Consider the following 14,320-nt stretch of genomic DNA (forward strand, 5'->3'; position numbering starts at 1 on the left):
CTGCGAACCCCTTCCAGCTGATGATGTGTCCGTGTCGTGCGTAGTGGGCCGGGGTGTCGTAGGGCGAGACGATCGCCCTCTACGAAGGCGGCAGCCCAGGTCCGCCTTCCTTTGCGGCGGTGCACCAGCGCCGATGTCCTGCGACAGCACGGTGAAGGGAATGCGAACTGGCTCACGGCCAACCAGTCGCCCATCTACGCACCAGACTTGAACTTGCAGGACGGCATCTGGTCGATGGTCAAGCGGGACATCGGCAACCTGGCCGCAGCCGACCTCAGCCAGATCACCCGTGCCGTGAACCGCAGACTAAAGATGCTGCGGTACCGACCGGAGGCCGTCAATGGCTGCCTCACTGGCGCTGGCCTGGTGCTGGAAGCGTGATCACGCCGACTGGCCGATCGGCATAGGGCTTGCACGGTCGGAGCCTGACGGCGCTGGTCAGATACGGTGACGAGAAGCCGCGCGTCACTGGTTGCAGCCACGCTCTCGATCCCGAACGATCAGCGCCCAACGGGCTCTGCGACACCGCCGACATCACGACTGCCAGTCCTGTCAGTGACGCAAGGCACTGCGGGCTGCAAGGCCCCCACGCCTCGCGCCCTGGTCAAGGGGCGGCCTGTCTGTCTCCGCTCCATCGCTGCCGGCTGGGTCAACTCGACGCGGCAGACAGCAAAACGGCGCTCGCAGCCCAGCCCGCCGAAGTGCTCCGTCACCGTCCGAGAGCAGCCCGCCGTCGACCACGGCTCGTCCGAGCCGTGGTCGACGGCGGGCCCGGCAGCGCGGTAAGGCGCTACGGAGGTGGCGGGCTCTGCCCGGCAGGGGCTACGTCAGCTTCACGAACGGCGCCAGGAAGGCGCGGGCGCCCGGGGTGTCCAGGCGGTACGACACGTTCGTCGCGTAGCACGGGCCGTCGCCGGTGATCGTGGTGGCCGCGAGCACGTTACGGCCGCCGATCACGGCGAAGTTGGGGCCGCCGGAGTCGCCGTAGCAGGCGCCGCCGTTGCCCTGGGGTTCGGTCATCGCCAGGCGGACCCATGCGTCGTTGAGGGCGTCGAAGGTGACAGGCGCCTTCATCCGCACACCGCCGCCGGGGTGGGTCTGGCCGCCGGGGCCGCGCTGGGCCTCCTGGGTGCCGTATCCGGCGACGAACCAGTCGGTGGAGTTCAGCGACTGTGGGCCGAGCGCGCCGAGCTGGTTGGCGGTGGGCAACGTGGCCGGGGTGAAGGTCCAGCGGGCCTTGACCTTGGTCGTGGGCAGCTCGATCACCGAGATGTCGTGCGGGTCGGACGCGGGCCCGGGGTAGTCGGGGTGGCTGTGCGCGGTGCCCTGCACGGCGACGGTGCCTGCCTGGGCGGCTGGATCGCCGGGGTACTTCTTCGCGGCGGCGTCGAGGCCGGCCTGCACGTCCTGGTCCAGGGACACGTAGAACTTCACGTTGTCGGGCCAGTCGGTGGTGCAGTGCGCGGCGGTCAGGAACGTGTCCGCGTCGATCATGGTGCCGGAGCAGACCCAGTCGACCCGGTCGGGTGTCGTGGGGTCGCCGTCGTTGTCCCAGGTCGCGACGAGCGCGCCGACCTCGGTGCGCTCGGGTGCGGGTGTCGCGTTGTACGAGTTGATGGCCGAGGACGGCAGCGCGGTGGCGAGCACGGCGGCACAGGCCGCGGCGGTGACGGCGGAGGCGCGTAGGGCGGTCAAGAGAAACCCTTCTACTGACGGGACGGGTGTTCTCCTGTGGGGGTGCAGCAACGCCAGTGAAGCGTCCTGGAGGCGGCAGCGACAAGAGCACGCTCGCCTTTCCAGGGTTTTCCCTATGCACAAGCTACGGGGGCAGCTCGCCGCGCGATGCGGCCGAACACCCCGAGGGTAAACCGACTTCAACCTGCCACGCAGCAGCAGTGTGCCGTCTCTCCTCATGCCACGGCGGCACTTCGACCAGGGGGGCCGCCGACGGGATTCTGACGGCCAGGCAGGCGGAGTCCTCGACTATGGCCGGCAGATCCGCAACGGCATGGCGCACGGCCAGACCACCCACGCGGTGATGCCGTCGGCCGTGGCGGTGCCGATGGTGACGACCTCGTTCGCGATCGTCTCCGAGCTCTGCGCCGCTGTCCTCTGACATCAAAGATGGATCAATTGCCATTCAGGAGGGAGGGACGGACTGGATCCTGTGCGCTATCTCCTGCGCGCCCTCGTAACCAAGAACGCCCCTCCGACGATGACGATCAAAACGATGACGATGATCCAGAAGGGCGGAGAGCCCTGCCCCGCGCCTTTGGCCAAGAGCTGCACGTGCGACATGTCTTCCCCACCCCATCCATAGCGGCTGCCTGTAGCAGTCAGCCGAGTACTGGATGCACGCGTACCCGGTGAAGCGTCACACCGCCAGCTTTCGCCACACCGCTACCGGGTTTCGAGGGATTCCATGGGCCCCCGCGCCACCTGCGTGAGGAGCTTCGTCATGGATGAACACCAGCAGCGCCCGGCAGCCCGAGCCCGAGCCCGAGCCGAAGCCGCGCCCGACCTGTTCAAGGGGGTGCTGAGGCGGCCTCCGGGCGACCCGGAATCCAGTGCCGTCAACGATTCCAACGTCGTTCCCATCACCGCAGCTCACCACGCCCGCCACGGGGTCTCTGGGTACGCCGACACCTCTAATTCGACAGCAATTGGAGGTTCTGGATCTCCGGCGATCCCGGCGGACGGTGTCTGCCTCCTGGCGGAGATCGGCGACGATGGCACCCGACTCACCACTGCTGGCGGACTGAAGGCATACGCGTGAGCAGCACCGATCACCTGGGCCTCGGGCAAACGCAATTACGTCGGATGGCGCTTCGTGAAGAACAACCGGCTCAACCACGCCAACCATCTATCTATATGCCTTCGCCACCCTCACCCGCTCGAAGGGCGCCAACGCCCACTTCCGGCGACGACGTGAGGCAGGCGACTGGCATGCCCAAGCTCTTGCGACAGCTGTTCAACCGCATGCTCGGGCAGCTCCACCACTGCGTCCAGACCCGAACCCACTTCGACGAATCCATCGCCTTCCCGTCACTCTGGGCAGGGGAAGTGACGAGCAGCTGACCCAGGGACCGGCTACCAGTGCAACGTAATGCTGCCGTCGGCGTTGATCTCCTCGCGCACCGTCTCGACGTGGCGCTTCCAGGCCGGTATCTCTGCTTCGGCAGTCGCGCGGAGCCAGTCGGTGAAGGACGCGTAACTGTAGACGGGAACGTCTGCGTGCTCGCCTTCGGAGTATGACCAGACCTCGGGATCAGGTCCGGTGCCTCGCATGAACTCGAACTGATAGCCCTGGTGCATGAAGAAGACGCGGTCGGTGGGCTCGAAGTGGAAGGGCGATTCGTTCTCTTCGAGCAACTCGCGGGCGGCCGTCCCCAGGCCAAGGACGCGGGGATGGTAAACGTCCTCTCCCTGCATGAACCGCCCGGCGCCACCGCCGATCAGGGAAAGGAACTCTCGGTACGCATCTGTCATCGGAGCTTGTTGGTCACGCTCGACAACCAGGATGGCCTCGGCTGGCAGGCCCTGAAGCTGATCGGGGCGGGCTGTGGTGCCGTCGGTGATCGCGTCGACTACAGCCCGGACCCGCTGCTTCGGCGTCAGCAGGCCGGGTTCATTCCATCCCGCCGGCCACCGCTCTGTCGGCGATGGCATCCTTGAGCTCTCGTCTTGGCGTCGTTTCCACCACATCTGGCACCCCCACCCCCTCTGTGATCGAAAGCTTACGTGTGCTCCGGTCCGACCCCGATTCCTAGAACGTCCACTGGCGCGGGTCTCCGCCTTTGACACGATCTGCTTGACGCCTTAACCGCATGAGGTGTCTCTCCCTTCTCCTCCTGAGACGTCAGCGAAGGGGAAGGAGTCCACTCCGGCCATGAGGTGCGTGCCGATGCGCTGCGCATGCTGGGGTGCGTGTGGATAGCCACGGTCCGCCTGCGAGTGAAGAAGGCGGTAGTGGCCGCCAGTGGTGTCTCCGATCCAGCGAAGCGCAGCCAGGCTGCCAACGCCGCATGGACGAGCGCACCCGAAGCCGTGATGCCCGCTCAGCGGGTCGAAGGGAATCGCGAGCGCCGGCCGTCCGGCCGGCGCTGGGATCCGGTGGATGCGGCACTGGAGCTGCTGGACGCGGCGCGGCGGCAGTCGAGAACGCCACGGAGGACAAGGCCGCACGTAAGGCTCGCGGTGGTAAGGATGGCCAGAAGCAGCAAAACGCCATCCGTCGCATCGGGCGCAGCCTCGGTACGGTGAAGGTCGATGCCTATGCAGATGCCGCTCCGACGAGGACGGCACCTTGGATGCCGAGCTCGTTGAGGGCTGATCCTCGCCGTTGAGTGGCGCTTCCCCAACTGGGGAAGCCCCGCGACCTTCTGGGGACCGGCTCTGAGGCCGCGCAGGCTTCCTCAGCCGCTCGCCGCGACCCGTTCTTCGAATCCTCTGGACCGTGTCCGCGCCGCTCTCGCCTACGCAGCCCTCGGCGACGGCCGCACCCCATGCGATCCCTCGGCTCCGCCCAGGACACCTTCAGCAAGGGCCCCGGACCAAGAGCGCCGCCTCTTGCCAAGGTCCCCACAGTCTTCAGGCGCAACAGGACACTCGCCTCAGCAGCCCAGCTCGCCCTCGCGTAACTGCAGCAGGCGATGCCGAACACGCCACGATGACCGCCGCAGACGTCTTCACCGTCATGGACGGCGACGCGTTGCCGGGCCGCATGCGCACCCTGATCGGCGACTTCCACCACGGCCTGTTCGCCCCCGCCTGAGCCGCGGTGCGTGTGCATCGCCACGATCGTTCCGTTTACAGAACGTTCTGTTTATGGAACGCTAGTCGCGTCACGACAGTCCATCACCAGCGCGGGAGAGGCGGAAAGCTATGGACCTGGCCCAGGAGGTGGGCGAGCGGCTGCGCCGTCTGCGCCAGGACGGCGGTCTGTCGCTGTCGGAACTGGCCCGCCGCTCCGGCGTCGGCAAGGGCACGCTCTCGGAACTGGAGGCCGGCCGGCGCAATCCGACCCTGGAGACGCTGTACGCACTAACCACGGCCCTCGAGGCGCCGCTGAGCACGGTCGTCGGCCCCGCCCCGGTGCAGGGCGCGGCGGTGCACGCGGTGCTGACGGACCGCGTGCAGGACGCGGCTGCAGTGTCGGAGGTGTATCGCATTCGCATTCAGAGCGGCGCGGTGCAGCGCTCGGCCGCTCATGTGCCGGGCACGGAGGAGCACTTGCTGGTCCTCAGCGGCACGGCGCGGGTTGGTCTCACTTCCGCCCCGTTCGAGGTAGGCCCGGGCGGTCACGCCCGGTGGGCAGCGGATGTACCGCATCAGTACGAGGCGGTGGAAAGGGATGTGGAGGGGGTGTTGGTGGTGCGCTACCCGGTGGGATGAGACGCCTATGCCGCACCGCCCTGCGCCAGGCCACGATCACCGCCGATCGGTCGGGGGATCCACCGCCGCGGCAGGAGGCCGACACTATCCAGTCCGTAGGCCCGGGACTGATGGTCGGTCCGACAAGGGCAGCAACAGTCAGACCTGCCGGCGCCGCTGAGTGGCGATTTCATGCAAAGCCAGCTATGTCATCGACAGACAGGATGATCCCCGTACATGCCCATACGCATAGCGCGCCCAGACGAACTACCTGCCCTCGTCCAGCGCTCCGCCCAGCCCGAGCGCAATGCCGGGACGGCCGCCTACCTCACCGACCTACTTGCCAAGAAGTGCACCCGGCCGGAGTGGTGCCTGGTCGCGCAGGACGAGGCCGGTCGGCTCACCGCGGCCACCGCGCTGTGGACCCTCCCCGGGAACGACGTCCCGATGGCCCTGGTGCTCCTTGAGGCACCGTGGGACGAACCCGGCCTGGTCACCGGCCAGGCGCTGCTGGCCGAGGCCGTCGCCTTGGCCGACTCGCTCGGCGCCACGGAGCTGGAGCACGTCATCGACTCGCCGACGCAGCCGCCGCAGTACCAGGTGGATCCGGAACGGCGCACTGAGCTTCTCCGTCTGGCAGGCTTCGAGCAGGCCCGTGACGGGCGCCGCTTCCGCCGCCGCTCCGGGGTGGAACTCACGTCGCACGATGACCGATTGACCTGGCGTGCCCTGCCCAGTCTGGGCCGTGAACCGTTCATCGCTGTCCTCGCCGAGGCGCTGCCGACCAGCGCCGACGCCCAACTCGCCGCCAGGGTCGCCCGGCATGGCGCCCGGCGTGCCGCGGAGAGCCTCTTCGCGGACATGGAGGAGTTCTCGTACGAGCCCTCGTGGTGGGAACTCGGCTACGCTCCGGACGGCACGCCGGCCGCCCTCAGCCTCCCCGCGCGAAACCCTTCGACTGCGGTGATCGGCCTGGTGGCTGTGTCGCCCGCCTGCCGCGGCAACGGCTACGCGACGGCGGTGGTGGCCCGTGGCACGCGGCTGTTGGTCGAAGCGGGAGCCGAGGAGATCCGCGGCGACTGCGATGCGGCCAACACCGCCATGATCATGGCTTTCGAACGGGCAGGCTACGAGAACTTCGCCGACCGTCAGGAGTTCACCCGCCGGTTGTGAGTGGGGGCAGCTCCCGCGCCGTAACAAATGCTGAGCGGGCCCCTTCCTGCCTCGGTTGGTAAGGCTGGAGCAGTAGATCTCCATTTCCACAGCGTCATCGGATGGACGCCGAAGTCCTTGGCCACCTGCTCGACCGTCACCCCAGGGCCGCGTTGCCTCGCGACCGCACGACATCCTCGCGGAACTCTTCGGGATAGGGCCTGGGTACAGCGACATCCTTCCCACCTGCCCAACCGGGCAGGCCAGTTCAGATGTCACCCGATCGTGCAGCAGACCCCAGTGCCGTCGGCTGTATCGCCTGCCGCTTGTGGCACTTGGAAGCGTGACGCCACCGCGAACGGCTCCCGGTCGGCATCGTGATGCAGCAGACTCATTCCCTCACGGCCTTCGTACTGGTCAAGTGCTTCTTCGAGCGGAGCACAGGATCAGAGGGAGGCCGTGTTTCAAGTCCCCGAAACCTTCGTACGAGCGAGTGTGTTCACTTTGCAGTTCCAGGGCGGGGGAGGTGTGCCGGGGTGTTTAGCTCGGCCACGAGTTTGGTCTCGGCCTGGTGAACCGTGACACAGTGCACAGCGTCCCGCGCAAAGGTGTAGCCATGTCCTTCGAGCCGAGTTCGCGTATACCGCGCTTGCCGGGGAACGCTTCCCGCCCCGGCAAGCCTTCAGACTCGCGCGGCGACGGGTTCGCGGGTGGCTGTATAAGCCTGATCGTGTTGCTCATCGAAGTCCCGGTCGCCTTTCTGCTGGGGCTGACGTCGGTCATCCGCGGATGGGGCCGTGTGGACGAGCAAACCGCGGCACCCCCGATGGACTGGGTTCCGGTCCTCTGGCTCGGCGGATTCACATTGGGCGTGCTCGTGATCGCCATGCTCTTCCTGTACTCAGCACATCCGTTCGCAGGTGCGGTCCAACTGCTCGTGGCAGCCATCGCACTGTGTTTCACGATCGCTGTTTGGCAACACCAGTACGAGCGTGCTCATCCACGACCGCTACCAACGAGGGCTGGGATCTCGCCTTCGGGCCACGTGACCGACCGGTAAGACCCACAACGGCGAATGCCGAAGAAACCTTGTGAGTCTGGATGCGTAAGGGGGTTCGCCCGGCCCCGGGCGGAGCTGGCGCCCGACAGGGCCCGTCACGCGGCAGCCTCGGAGTGGTCGGAAACCGCTGCGAGCCGTTCGATCCGAGGCTTCCCGAACTGGTTGGGCAGGCCGGCGAGAAGGCAGTGCAGATCGCTGGCCCCGAGGTGGTTGGCGCGGGCCAGGCGTCGGACGTAGGACTCGGTGCTCTGCTCTCGCCGAGGTTGGGGCGGACGTCGACGAAAGCGCGGCGATGTGTGCGGTGGAAGCCCCGGTCACCGCCTGGTCACCGCCGCCTTGGCCGGGGACGAAGCCGCCTGAGCGGAGTGATCCAGAGGTTTCGCCGCGAGGGACTTCTCAGTGATCTTCTCGGTGCCGGTGAGGTTCATGTCCATCGCAGCCCCGTGGATCGCGTGGGACAGGGGCGCCGATCATGCCGCCGGTCCGGTCGTGCAGGTAGCGGTCGAGAACGACCAGAGTGCCGTGCGCGGTCTCCTCAAGCGTCGCGACCAGGCTCTCCCATTCCGCGCCGAAGGGGAGGGCGTAGGTGCGGATGAGCGTGCACCGGCCGGCGTTCTGAGCGCCACGGGCCCCGAAGGGAGGAGGGCAAAACTAACGGCGGATCCGACGATCGTGGGAGAGATGTCAAACGGTGGACACTGAACTGGAGTTGGAGGCCGTGGAGCCTGTCAAGAGCTCCCGGACCAGAGCGAGAGGGCAGTGCCGCTTATTGGGTTGAGCGTGAAGATCAGCTCGTGCTAGTTCTGACGGATTCGTGAATGCTGATCATCAAGCACCCGGAGGGCTGGCTGGCATGGTGCTCGGAAACCTGGTGAAGCTGCGGCCGATGGAGCCGCTGGACGCTGAGGCGCTGTGGCGCTGGAACCACGACCCCGACGTGATGCGCTGGATGGACGATGGCTATGCCCAGCCGCTGGCCCAGGTCAGGAAGCGGATGGAGGAACGCCCACGCAACACCTACAGCGACGTACTCCTTGGTATTGAGGTGCTCACTGACGCACAGCTCATCGGCCTGGTCCGATTGCGCGACGCCGAGCCGGAGACCGGATGCGCTGAGCTCGACATCTATCTCGGCGAGAAGGAGTACTGGGGGCGCGGCTACGCCACCGACGCCATGCGGACGATCTGCCGCTACGGCTTCGAGAAGATGCGCCTACACAAGATCACGCTGACCGTCGTCACCGAGAACCACGCTGCTCATCACGTCTACCAGAAGGTCGGTTTCGTCGACGAGGGCAGGCTGCGCCAGGTTTTCCGCCGCGACGGCCGGTGGTACGACATGTTCACGATGGGTCTGCTGGAAGGTGAACTCCGCTGATGCATTTCCCTGTGCGGATTGCCTTGCGGTCAGGGTGGCATCGTCCTGCTAGAGCCTGTCCGATGGGTCGTATGAGCTGATCAGGAACGTGGCCTACTGTTCGCTGGAACGAAGGAGGCCGCATGGCACGCGATACAGCTGAAGCAGAGCTGGGGATGAACGGGATCACGTTTCCTGCCTGGCGCGGAAAGCACTATGTAACGCTGGCTGAGCTCCTGGTTCGCCTCGGCAGCTTCGGCCTGGACCTGACCTGGCGCATCGAGTTCGACGAGATCGTCGACCCTCGGTGTGTCGAGATGAAGAGACGGTACGCCGACGTCGGCATGGACACGATGACCTTGTTGTCCCTGACGACGCCCTTCCTCCAGTTGATCGACGCCGAAGCACGGGGGTTTGCAGGGGACGAGCTGGTGCTCGTCCTGACCGAATTCGACAGCTCCTCCTGGGACGTCAGGGCTGTCGACGAGCGCGTGCTCAGCGAACTTCGCCACCACTTTCCGGGTGCCGAGGATCTCTGAACGAGGCACTTCCCTGCGGACGCGGCCATAGGCGGATTGCCACCACGGTGACCGTCCCGTGGAAGACATACGCCCGCTTGTCGAAGCGTGTGGCGACGGCGCGGAAGTTCTTGAGCCGGTTGATGGCCCGCTCAACTTCGTTCCGGCGGCGGCAGATCGCCTTGTCGAACCCTGTGGGCCGACCGCCTCGACTGCCGCGGCGCCGACGCTTGGCCCGCTGGTCTCTCGGCTCGGGGATCGTGTGCTTGATCTGACGTCTGCGCAGGTGACGCCGGATACGTCGTGACGAGTACGCCTTATCGCCCCCGATATGGTCGGGCCCGGTACGCGGTCGTCCACCAGCCTGCCGGGGCACGCGGATCTCTTCCAGGACGGGAATCATCTGCGATGCGTCCCCCCCCCGGCCGGGTGTGACGACAAACCCGAGTGGGCGACATCCGCCTTCCCCGGCAAGGTGGATCTTGCTTTTGAGTCCCTCTCGCGAGCGTCCCAGCGCCTCAACGGAACGATGACGTGCCGGGCTCCTGTGCCGACCCGGGATTCTGGGGGCCTTGGTGGAGGTCCCGCCAGGGGAGGCCGGTCCGCTGCCGGAACAGGATGCCGTTGATCACCCGACGGTGCGACAGCGACGACAGACAGAAACGACGAAACCCGCAGCGCAGATTCGACCGGGGCGCACCATGCCCCCACCGCCCCCACCACCCCCGCCCGCAGAGCCGTCGTCGCCTTCCTCGCCTTCCTCGCCGCCGCGGTCCTGGGAGCGGCGTAGCTCATGGGCTGGAGATGGAGGGCAGCTCGGTGAGTGTGGGCGCATGCTGGAGCACGGTCTCCCAGGGGCGCCGTGCTCGGCCGTGACCCGGCAGGACTCTTGTGCTGCGGTTGCAGGGGTCGTGAGTTGAACCTGCCCGCGAGCCGCTGCCTCGGCTCAGGGCGGCGATGAACCACCTCCTCGGCCTGGTCGTCGCAGGTGTTGATCGTGCCTGCTGAGCCTCGGTGGGTGCCGCTCCCAGCCGCCGCGCAGCATGCTCGGCGCCCAGCCCGGCCTGGTTTGCCTGGCCTCGGAGTAGGTGGCCAGGGGGACACGAGCCGGGCGCCGGGTACGCAGGTGTCAGCCTGCCGGTGCGAACGCGGTGATGGCGTCGGCGAGGGCGGCGGGGGCTTCGAGCGGGATCAAGTGACCGGTGTGGGGGATGACCACGAGGTCGGTCTGGGGGAGGTAGGGAACCAGGTTGTCGCGGAGCACCTCGGCGGGCTCCACCTGGTCGTGTTCTCCGGCGATGACCAGGGCGGGCACGTTGACCCTGCCGGTGTGCTCGGTGATGTCCTGCACGATGCCGTGATTCCGACGGCAGTGAACATGTGGCGGCCGGTTGGGGTGCAGCCGACCGCGCCTGCGATGTGTATGAGGCTGCTGAGCGGCCGCTGGAACCGGTCGGCGTCTGGGCGGATGCTGACCTTGGCCTCGGGCGGGTCCTGCTCTCAGATACGTGTGTTGAGTGCGTTCAGGTCGGGGAGGGGCGAGATCCGCCGACGGCGGCCCCGGACGATCATTACGTCACGCGGGAGGGGGTGGATCCCGGCTGCGGTGCAACCCGAGCCCACTGCAGTCTCTTTCAATACTCAACATGCCCTATGAACTGGACATTCGCTCACGCGATGAGTTTTGGCTGAAATTGCTTGCAACGATTTGCATCGTGTTTTCAACGCGTCTGAGAATGCGTGACATGACGACACACATCGCACGGATAACACGTCATGCAGCTCTCGCCGTCGTGGCCACAGCGGGTCTCTTGCTGAGCACGGCCCGCCCTGCGGGGGCGGCCACCGAAGTACTGGCTCCGCAGTGCGTGGAGTATCACCAGAGCTGGCGTTACACCGATGTCCACAACGGCTGTCAGGACACCGTCGCCGTCACGGTTGAGTACACGAACGACCAGTGGGCCCCTTGCCGTGTCATAGAAGCCGGCGGCTGGGTGACGTTCTCCGGATACGGCCCCAACGGCAACTACGTGACGGGGCTGTGGACGTGCGTCCCGGATCGTGCAAGTGCAGACAACCTCTGACCTTCGCCCCAACAGCACCCAGGCAGTTCTCTTTTCGATCAGTTAGTCGTTGATCAGCAGCGGGGCCACCTGGGCTGCGAAGGTGGACAGCCGACAGCACGTCCGTGCGGGGGTGGTCGTGTTGATGAGGACGTGTTGAGCCAGGTGTCATTTCAGTCGGTGTGATCCTGCGGTGGCAGTCTGGGGTGATGACTGCTGCGCGGTGGGCGCTCGCATGCTGTTCGTGGCCGCGCCGACGATCGCCTCCGTGGTGGCCGCGCCTTGTGCTTGGTCCACCCGCGGCCGCCCTGCACGTACCGATTGGCCAGAGGCCGCAACGCCAGGCCCTCGATCCCGACGACAGGGTAGTCGGCCAGTCAGCGGTACGCATGGACTGGGGCGGTCGTGGTCGGGCACAGCGACCAGGCGCCGCCAGAGCGTGCTTGAGGAACACTCTCTCCAGGGGGCGCGGCGTTCGCGGCAGGATTGGACGGTCAGGTAGGTCCTGGCCGTGCTCGCGGAACAGGCCGAACGCGACCAGGCGCGCAGAACCCCGCGGCCGCGCGCTGGCTGCGGTTGCGCCGCGGCGGTCCATGCGCCGCTGGAGACCCTCGAAGGCGAGCCGGCCCTGCTTCCGCACAACGAACTCGCAGTCGACCACGGTATCGTCCGGCGGCCGGCGGACCGGCTGTTCGGTCTCCGGGAACGCCCAGGTCGGTCGGGGCTGTTGGGGCTGCCATCAGGCGTACCTTGGAGCGAGCGGTGCGCCCCTGCCTGGTCGGCTCCCGCACGCCCCGCCTCGCGCCCCGCAGTGCTGGTGGTGCTGGCCCGCGCTGTCGGGGTGAGCCGGCCGACCTGTGCATCGTCGAACACGAGCCGTTGCGTCAGCTGGGCACCTTCACCGGGCTCAGCAGGGTGCAGATGGGGCGGGGGCTGGCGATGTCGGAGGTCACTTACCGGGAGCCGGAGACGCCGGGGCTCGTGGCACCGGGTCGGGGAGTGGTGGAGCCGGGGAGTCGGGGCGCGGTCCCTCGATGTGGCTGCGAAGTACCCCCCGAAATCGGCGCCGGCCGAACCCGGGGATCCGTGGTGGATCTTCGGGCTCGGCCATGTGACTCAGGGAGGTAGGCGTGCCAGCCGCTTCACGCACCCCTATTCGTGGCGGCTGCTCACCCGCCTGGGGCAGGGACAGCCGGGGTCAACGGCTGCCGTGCAGGGCGAGGATGGGGCTGATGCCCGGCCTGCCCGCGTTGATGCCCAGGATGTCATTGATGTTCCGATAGGTGCGGTTGTCGATGGTGACCGTGGCGTTGCGGACGGAGCCGTCCAGGTCGCGATGGGCCAGCCTGGACAGATCGGACCAGCGCAGTTCCAGCTGCCGGCCGAACTCTCCCAGGTGTGCCGGGTTGTGGTTCTGCGGGTCCGAAGCGTCTCCGCCGTTGCCGATGGCGGCGCTGACTCGTCGCTGGATCCAGCCGAACCGCGTGGCTTCCGAAGTCGCACCGATCAGGAAGGCCAGGTCCCGGCGCAGAGCGTTCGGGAGCAGAGGCGCGGTGTCAATCAGGGAGTTGACCGCGCCCATGATCTGGTAGGACCGGTATTCCCGGTTCACCCGGGCGTTGCCCGGGTCCAGGGACGGGTAGTTGCCGCGGTAGCCGAGGTTCTGGAAGAGCGGGGCGGTGCGCAGGCCGTTGGCCTGCCGGTACAGCTCGCTCAGGTTCGTGCGCAGAACGGGGTCGCTGACACCCTGCCCCGGGCTGCTGTCGCTGAACTGGTAGTGGCGGTTGCGGGAGCTGAACCCCACGAGGTAGAGGTTGGCGGCGTTGAAGTACAACGCCAGATGGCTTTCGGACGGTCCGGCAAGGTTGGTCCAGACGTGGACCTGGATGATGCGGTCCCGCGTACCGCTCTGCTGGGTGTCGTACAGCTGGCCGAGCGTGCTTTGGCCGCCGATCAGCGTACCGGCCTGGGTGCGGAGGTCTTGGATGAACCGGTTGTAGGCATGCGCGCGGCTGTAAGCAGCCGAAGTTCCCACTTCGTCGCTCTGGAAGTTCTCCATGTGCCAATCGAGCGTGGTCCAGCAAGGGTTTTGCGCGGGCTGTGCCTGTGCCCGTGTGGCGCCCGTGGAGACGAGGGTGCAGATGGCGAGCAGAGCCAGGAGCAGTGTGCCCAGCGTTCTGCCCGCGCGACGGAGGGCGGTGGTCGGGTGTGTCAAGGTGTTCCCCCATGACTTGATCCGCGCAGGTATGCGCACGGTGATGTTTCACGCGTCATGCCCGTCCGGGGGTCAGACCGGAAGGGGATGTCGCGAGACCGGACAGCAAGGCGAGGCCACTACGTCCCACCCCACCCGGCCCTGCAGGAGCGGGAGAGGCATACCCCGGTGAGGGTGGTGGCGGCTTCTTCCTCTGGCTTCAGCCAACCCGCTGCGCGGCACACGGACCAGGAAATTCCACCCGCAAGAATGCGCAGCACCTACTTCTGCGGGTCGCAGTGATCGTGTGGACGTGCGCCAGCGTCCTGACGATCAGGCAAACCGAACCAGAAGGCGGGTCAGGGTAGGGCTTCGCCGGTCGCCTGAGCGCGGCCGGGCGGCAAGAACCATCCGATGGTCGACGGGCACGGCAAGCCTTTCGTCCTCACCCTGTACCGCGGTGCTCAGCCCGGGGCAGTCGCACTGTCACTCGGGAAACGGAGAGCGGTTGACCTTACTGTCGGCAGGTCGGCGGCAGTCGGACGTAACCGCCGGTGAGCGCTCGTGCGGTCCTCCGCACGTTTCTCGGCCGGTTGACGTATG

12 protein-coding genes and 3 pseudogenes are annotated in these 14,320 nt (G+C 67.0%); 9 read left to right on the top strand and 6 right to left on the bottom strand.

All coding sequences use genetic code 11. The features are described 5' to 3' along the window. The first annotated feature begins 207 nt into the window (after positions 1-207). Positions 208-381 carry a hypothetical protein gene (locus DI272_RS44335; RefSeq protein ID WP_181387581.1) on the top strand — a complete coding sequence of 58 codons (174 nt, stop codon included), beginning with the start codon at positions 208-210 and terminating at the stop codon, positions 379-381. 441 nt (positions 382-822) lie between these two features. Here the strand turns inward: DI272_RS44335 and DI272_RS00215 are convergent, their stop codons facing one another. Further along, complete coding sequence (locus tag DI272_RS00215; protein ID WP_109493118.1) at positions 823-1,695, bottom strand: trypsin-like serine protease; 873 nt, start codon at positions 1,693-1,695, stop codon at positions 823-825. A gap of 217 nt (positions 1,696-1,912) precedes the next feature. On the opposite strand from DI272_RS00215, the gene DI272_RS00220 reads away from it, so the two are divergent. Further along, positions 1,913-2,116, top strand: coding sequence for a hypothetical protein (locus tag DI272_RS00220; protein WP_258314397.1), 204 nt, complete (start codon positions 1,913-1,915; stop codon positions 2,114-2,116). A 519-nt stretch (positions 2,117-2,635) separates the two neighbouring features. Further along, positions 2,636-3,078 (top strand): annotated as a pseudogene (locus DI272_RS45005) (IS110 family transposase); the annotation flags it as partial. 12 nt (positions 3,079-3,090) lie between these two features. Here the strand turns inward: DI272_RS45005 and DI272_RS00230 are convergent. Beyond that, positions 3,091-3,669, bottom strand: coding sequence for an SMI1/KNR4 family protein (locus DI272_RS00230; RefSeq protein ID WP_109493119.1), 579 nt, complete (start codon positions 3,667-3,669; stop codon positions 3,091-3,093). A gap of 1,215 nt (positions 3,670-4,884) precedes the next feature. On the opposite strand from DI272_RS00230, the gene DI272_RS00235 reads away from it, so the two are divergent. After that, positions 4,885-5,394, top strand: coding sequence for a helix-turn-helix domain-containing protein (locus DI272_RS00235; RefSeq protein ID WP_109493120.1), 510 nt, complete (start codon positions 4,885-4,887; stop codon positions 5,392-5,394). Between the two features lie 216 nt (positions 5,395-5,610). After that, the gene (locus DI272_RS00240; protein ID WP_109493121.1) at positions 5,611-6,546 is read left to right on the top strand and encodes a GNAT family N-acetyltransferase; all 936 of its coding nucleotides are present in this window, start codon (positions 5,611-5,613) and stop codon (positions 6,544-6,546) included. Here the strand turns inward: DI272_RS00240 and DI272_RS46115 are convergent. Then, positions 6,522-6,686: a helix-turn-helix domain-containing protein gene (locus DI272_RS46115; RefSeq protein WP_219933832.1), complete on the bottom strand. Its 165-nt coding sequence runs from the start codon at positions 6,684-6,686 to the stop codon at positions 6,522-6,524. The two genes, DI272_RS00240 and DI272_RS46115, sit on opposite strands and share 25 nt — an antisense overlap. A gap of 455 nt (positions 6,687-7,141) precedes the next feature. On the opposite strand from DI272_RS46115, the gene DI272_RS00250 reads away from it, so the two are divergent. From DI272_RS00250 to DI272_RS00265, 3 genes are all read left to right on the top strand, one after another. Continuing rightward, a complete protein-coding gene (locus DI272_RS00250; RefSeq protein WP_109493122.1) occupies positions 7,142-7,585 on the top strand; it encodes a DUF6234 family protein in 444 nt (147 codons plus the stop codon). A gap of 853 nt (positions 7,586-8,438) precedes the next feature. Beyond that, positions 8,439-8,963 (top strand): GNAT family N-acetyltransferase, encoded by a 525-nt coding sequence (locus tag DI272_RS00260; RefSeq protein ID WP_109493123.1) that lies wholly within the window; start codon positions 8,439-8,441, stop codon positions 8,961-8,963. A gap of 122 nt (positions 8,964-9,085) precedes the next feature. After that, the gene (locus DI272_RS00265; RefSeq protein WP_258314398.1) at positions 9,086-9,481 is read left to right on the top strand and encodes a hypothetical protein; all 396 of its coding nucleotides are present in this window, start codon (positions 9,086-9,088) and stop codon (positions 9,479-9,481) included. On the opposite strand, the pseudogene DI272_RS00270 reads toward DI272_RS00265, so the two are convergent. Further along, a pseudogene (locus DI272_RS00270) lies at positions 9,438-10,143 on the bottom strand (IS5 family transposase). The gene DI272_RS00265 and the pseudogene DI272_RS00270 overlap by 44 nt on opposite strands. Positions 10,144-10,589: 446 nt before the next feature. Next, positions 10,590-10,817: pseudogene (locus DI272_RS00275) on the bottom strand (alpha/beta fold hydrolase); the annotation flags it as partial. 289 nt (positions 10,818-11,106) lie between these two features. Between DI272_RS00275 and DI272_RS00280 the strand changes: the two are divergent. Continuing rightward, positions 11,107-11,544: an alpha-amylase gene (locus DI272_RS00280; RefSeq protein WP_258314399.1), complete on the top strand. Its 438-nt coding sequence runs from the start codon at positions 11,107-11,109 to the stop codon at positions 11,542-11,544. A gap of 1,177 nt (positions 11,545-12,721) precedes the next feature. Here DI272_RS00280 and DI272_RS00285 read toward each other — a convergent pair. Continuing rightward, positions 12,722-13,582 (bottom strand): ribosome-inactivating family protein, encoded by an 861-nt coding sequence (locus tag DI272_RS00285; protein ID WP_109493125.1) that lies wholly within the window; start codon positions 13,580-13,582, stop codon positions 12,722-12,724. Positions 13,583-14,320 lie beyond the last annotated feature (738 nt).

The organism is Streptomyces sp. Act143 (assembly GCF_003143935.1).
Classification (GTDB): Bacteria; Actinomycetota; Actinomycetes; order Streptomycetales; family Streptomycetaceae; genus Streptomyces.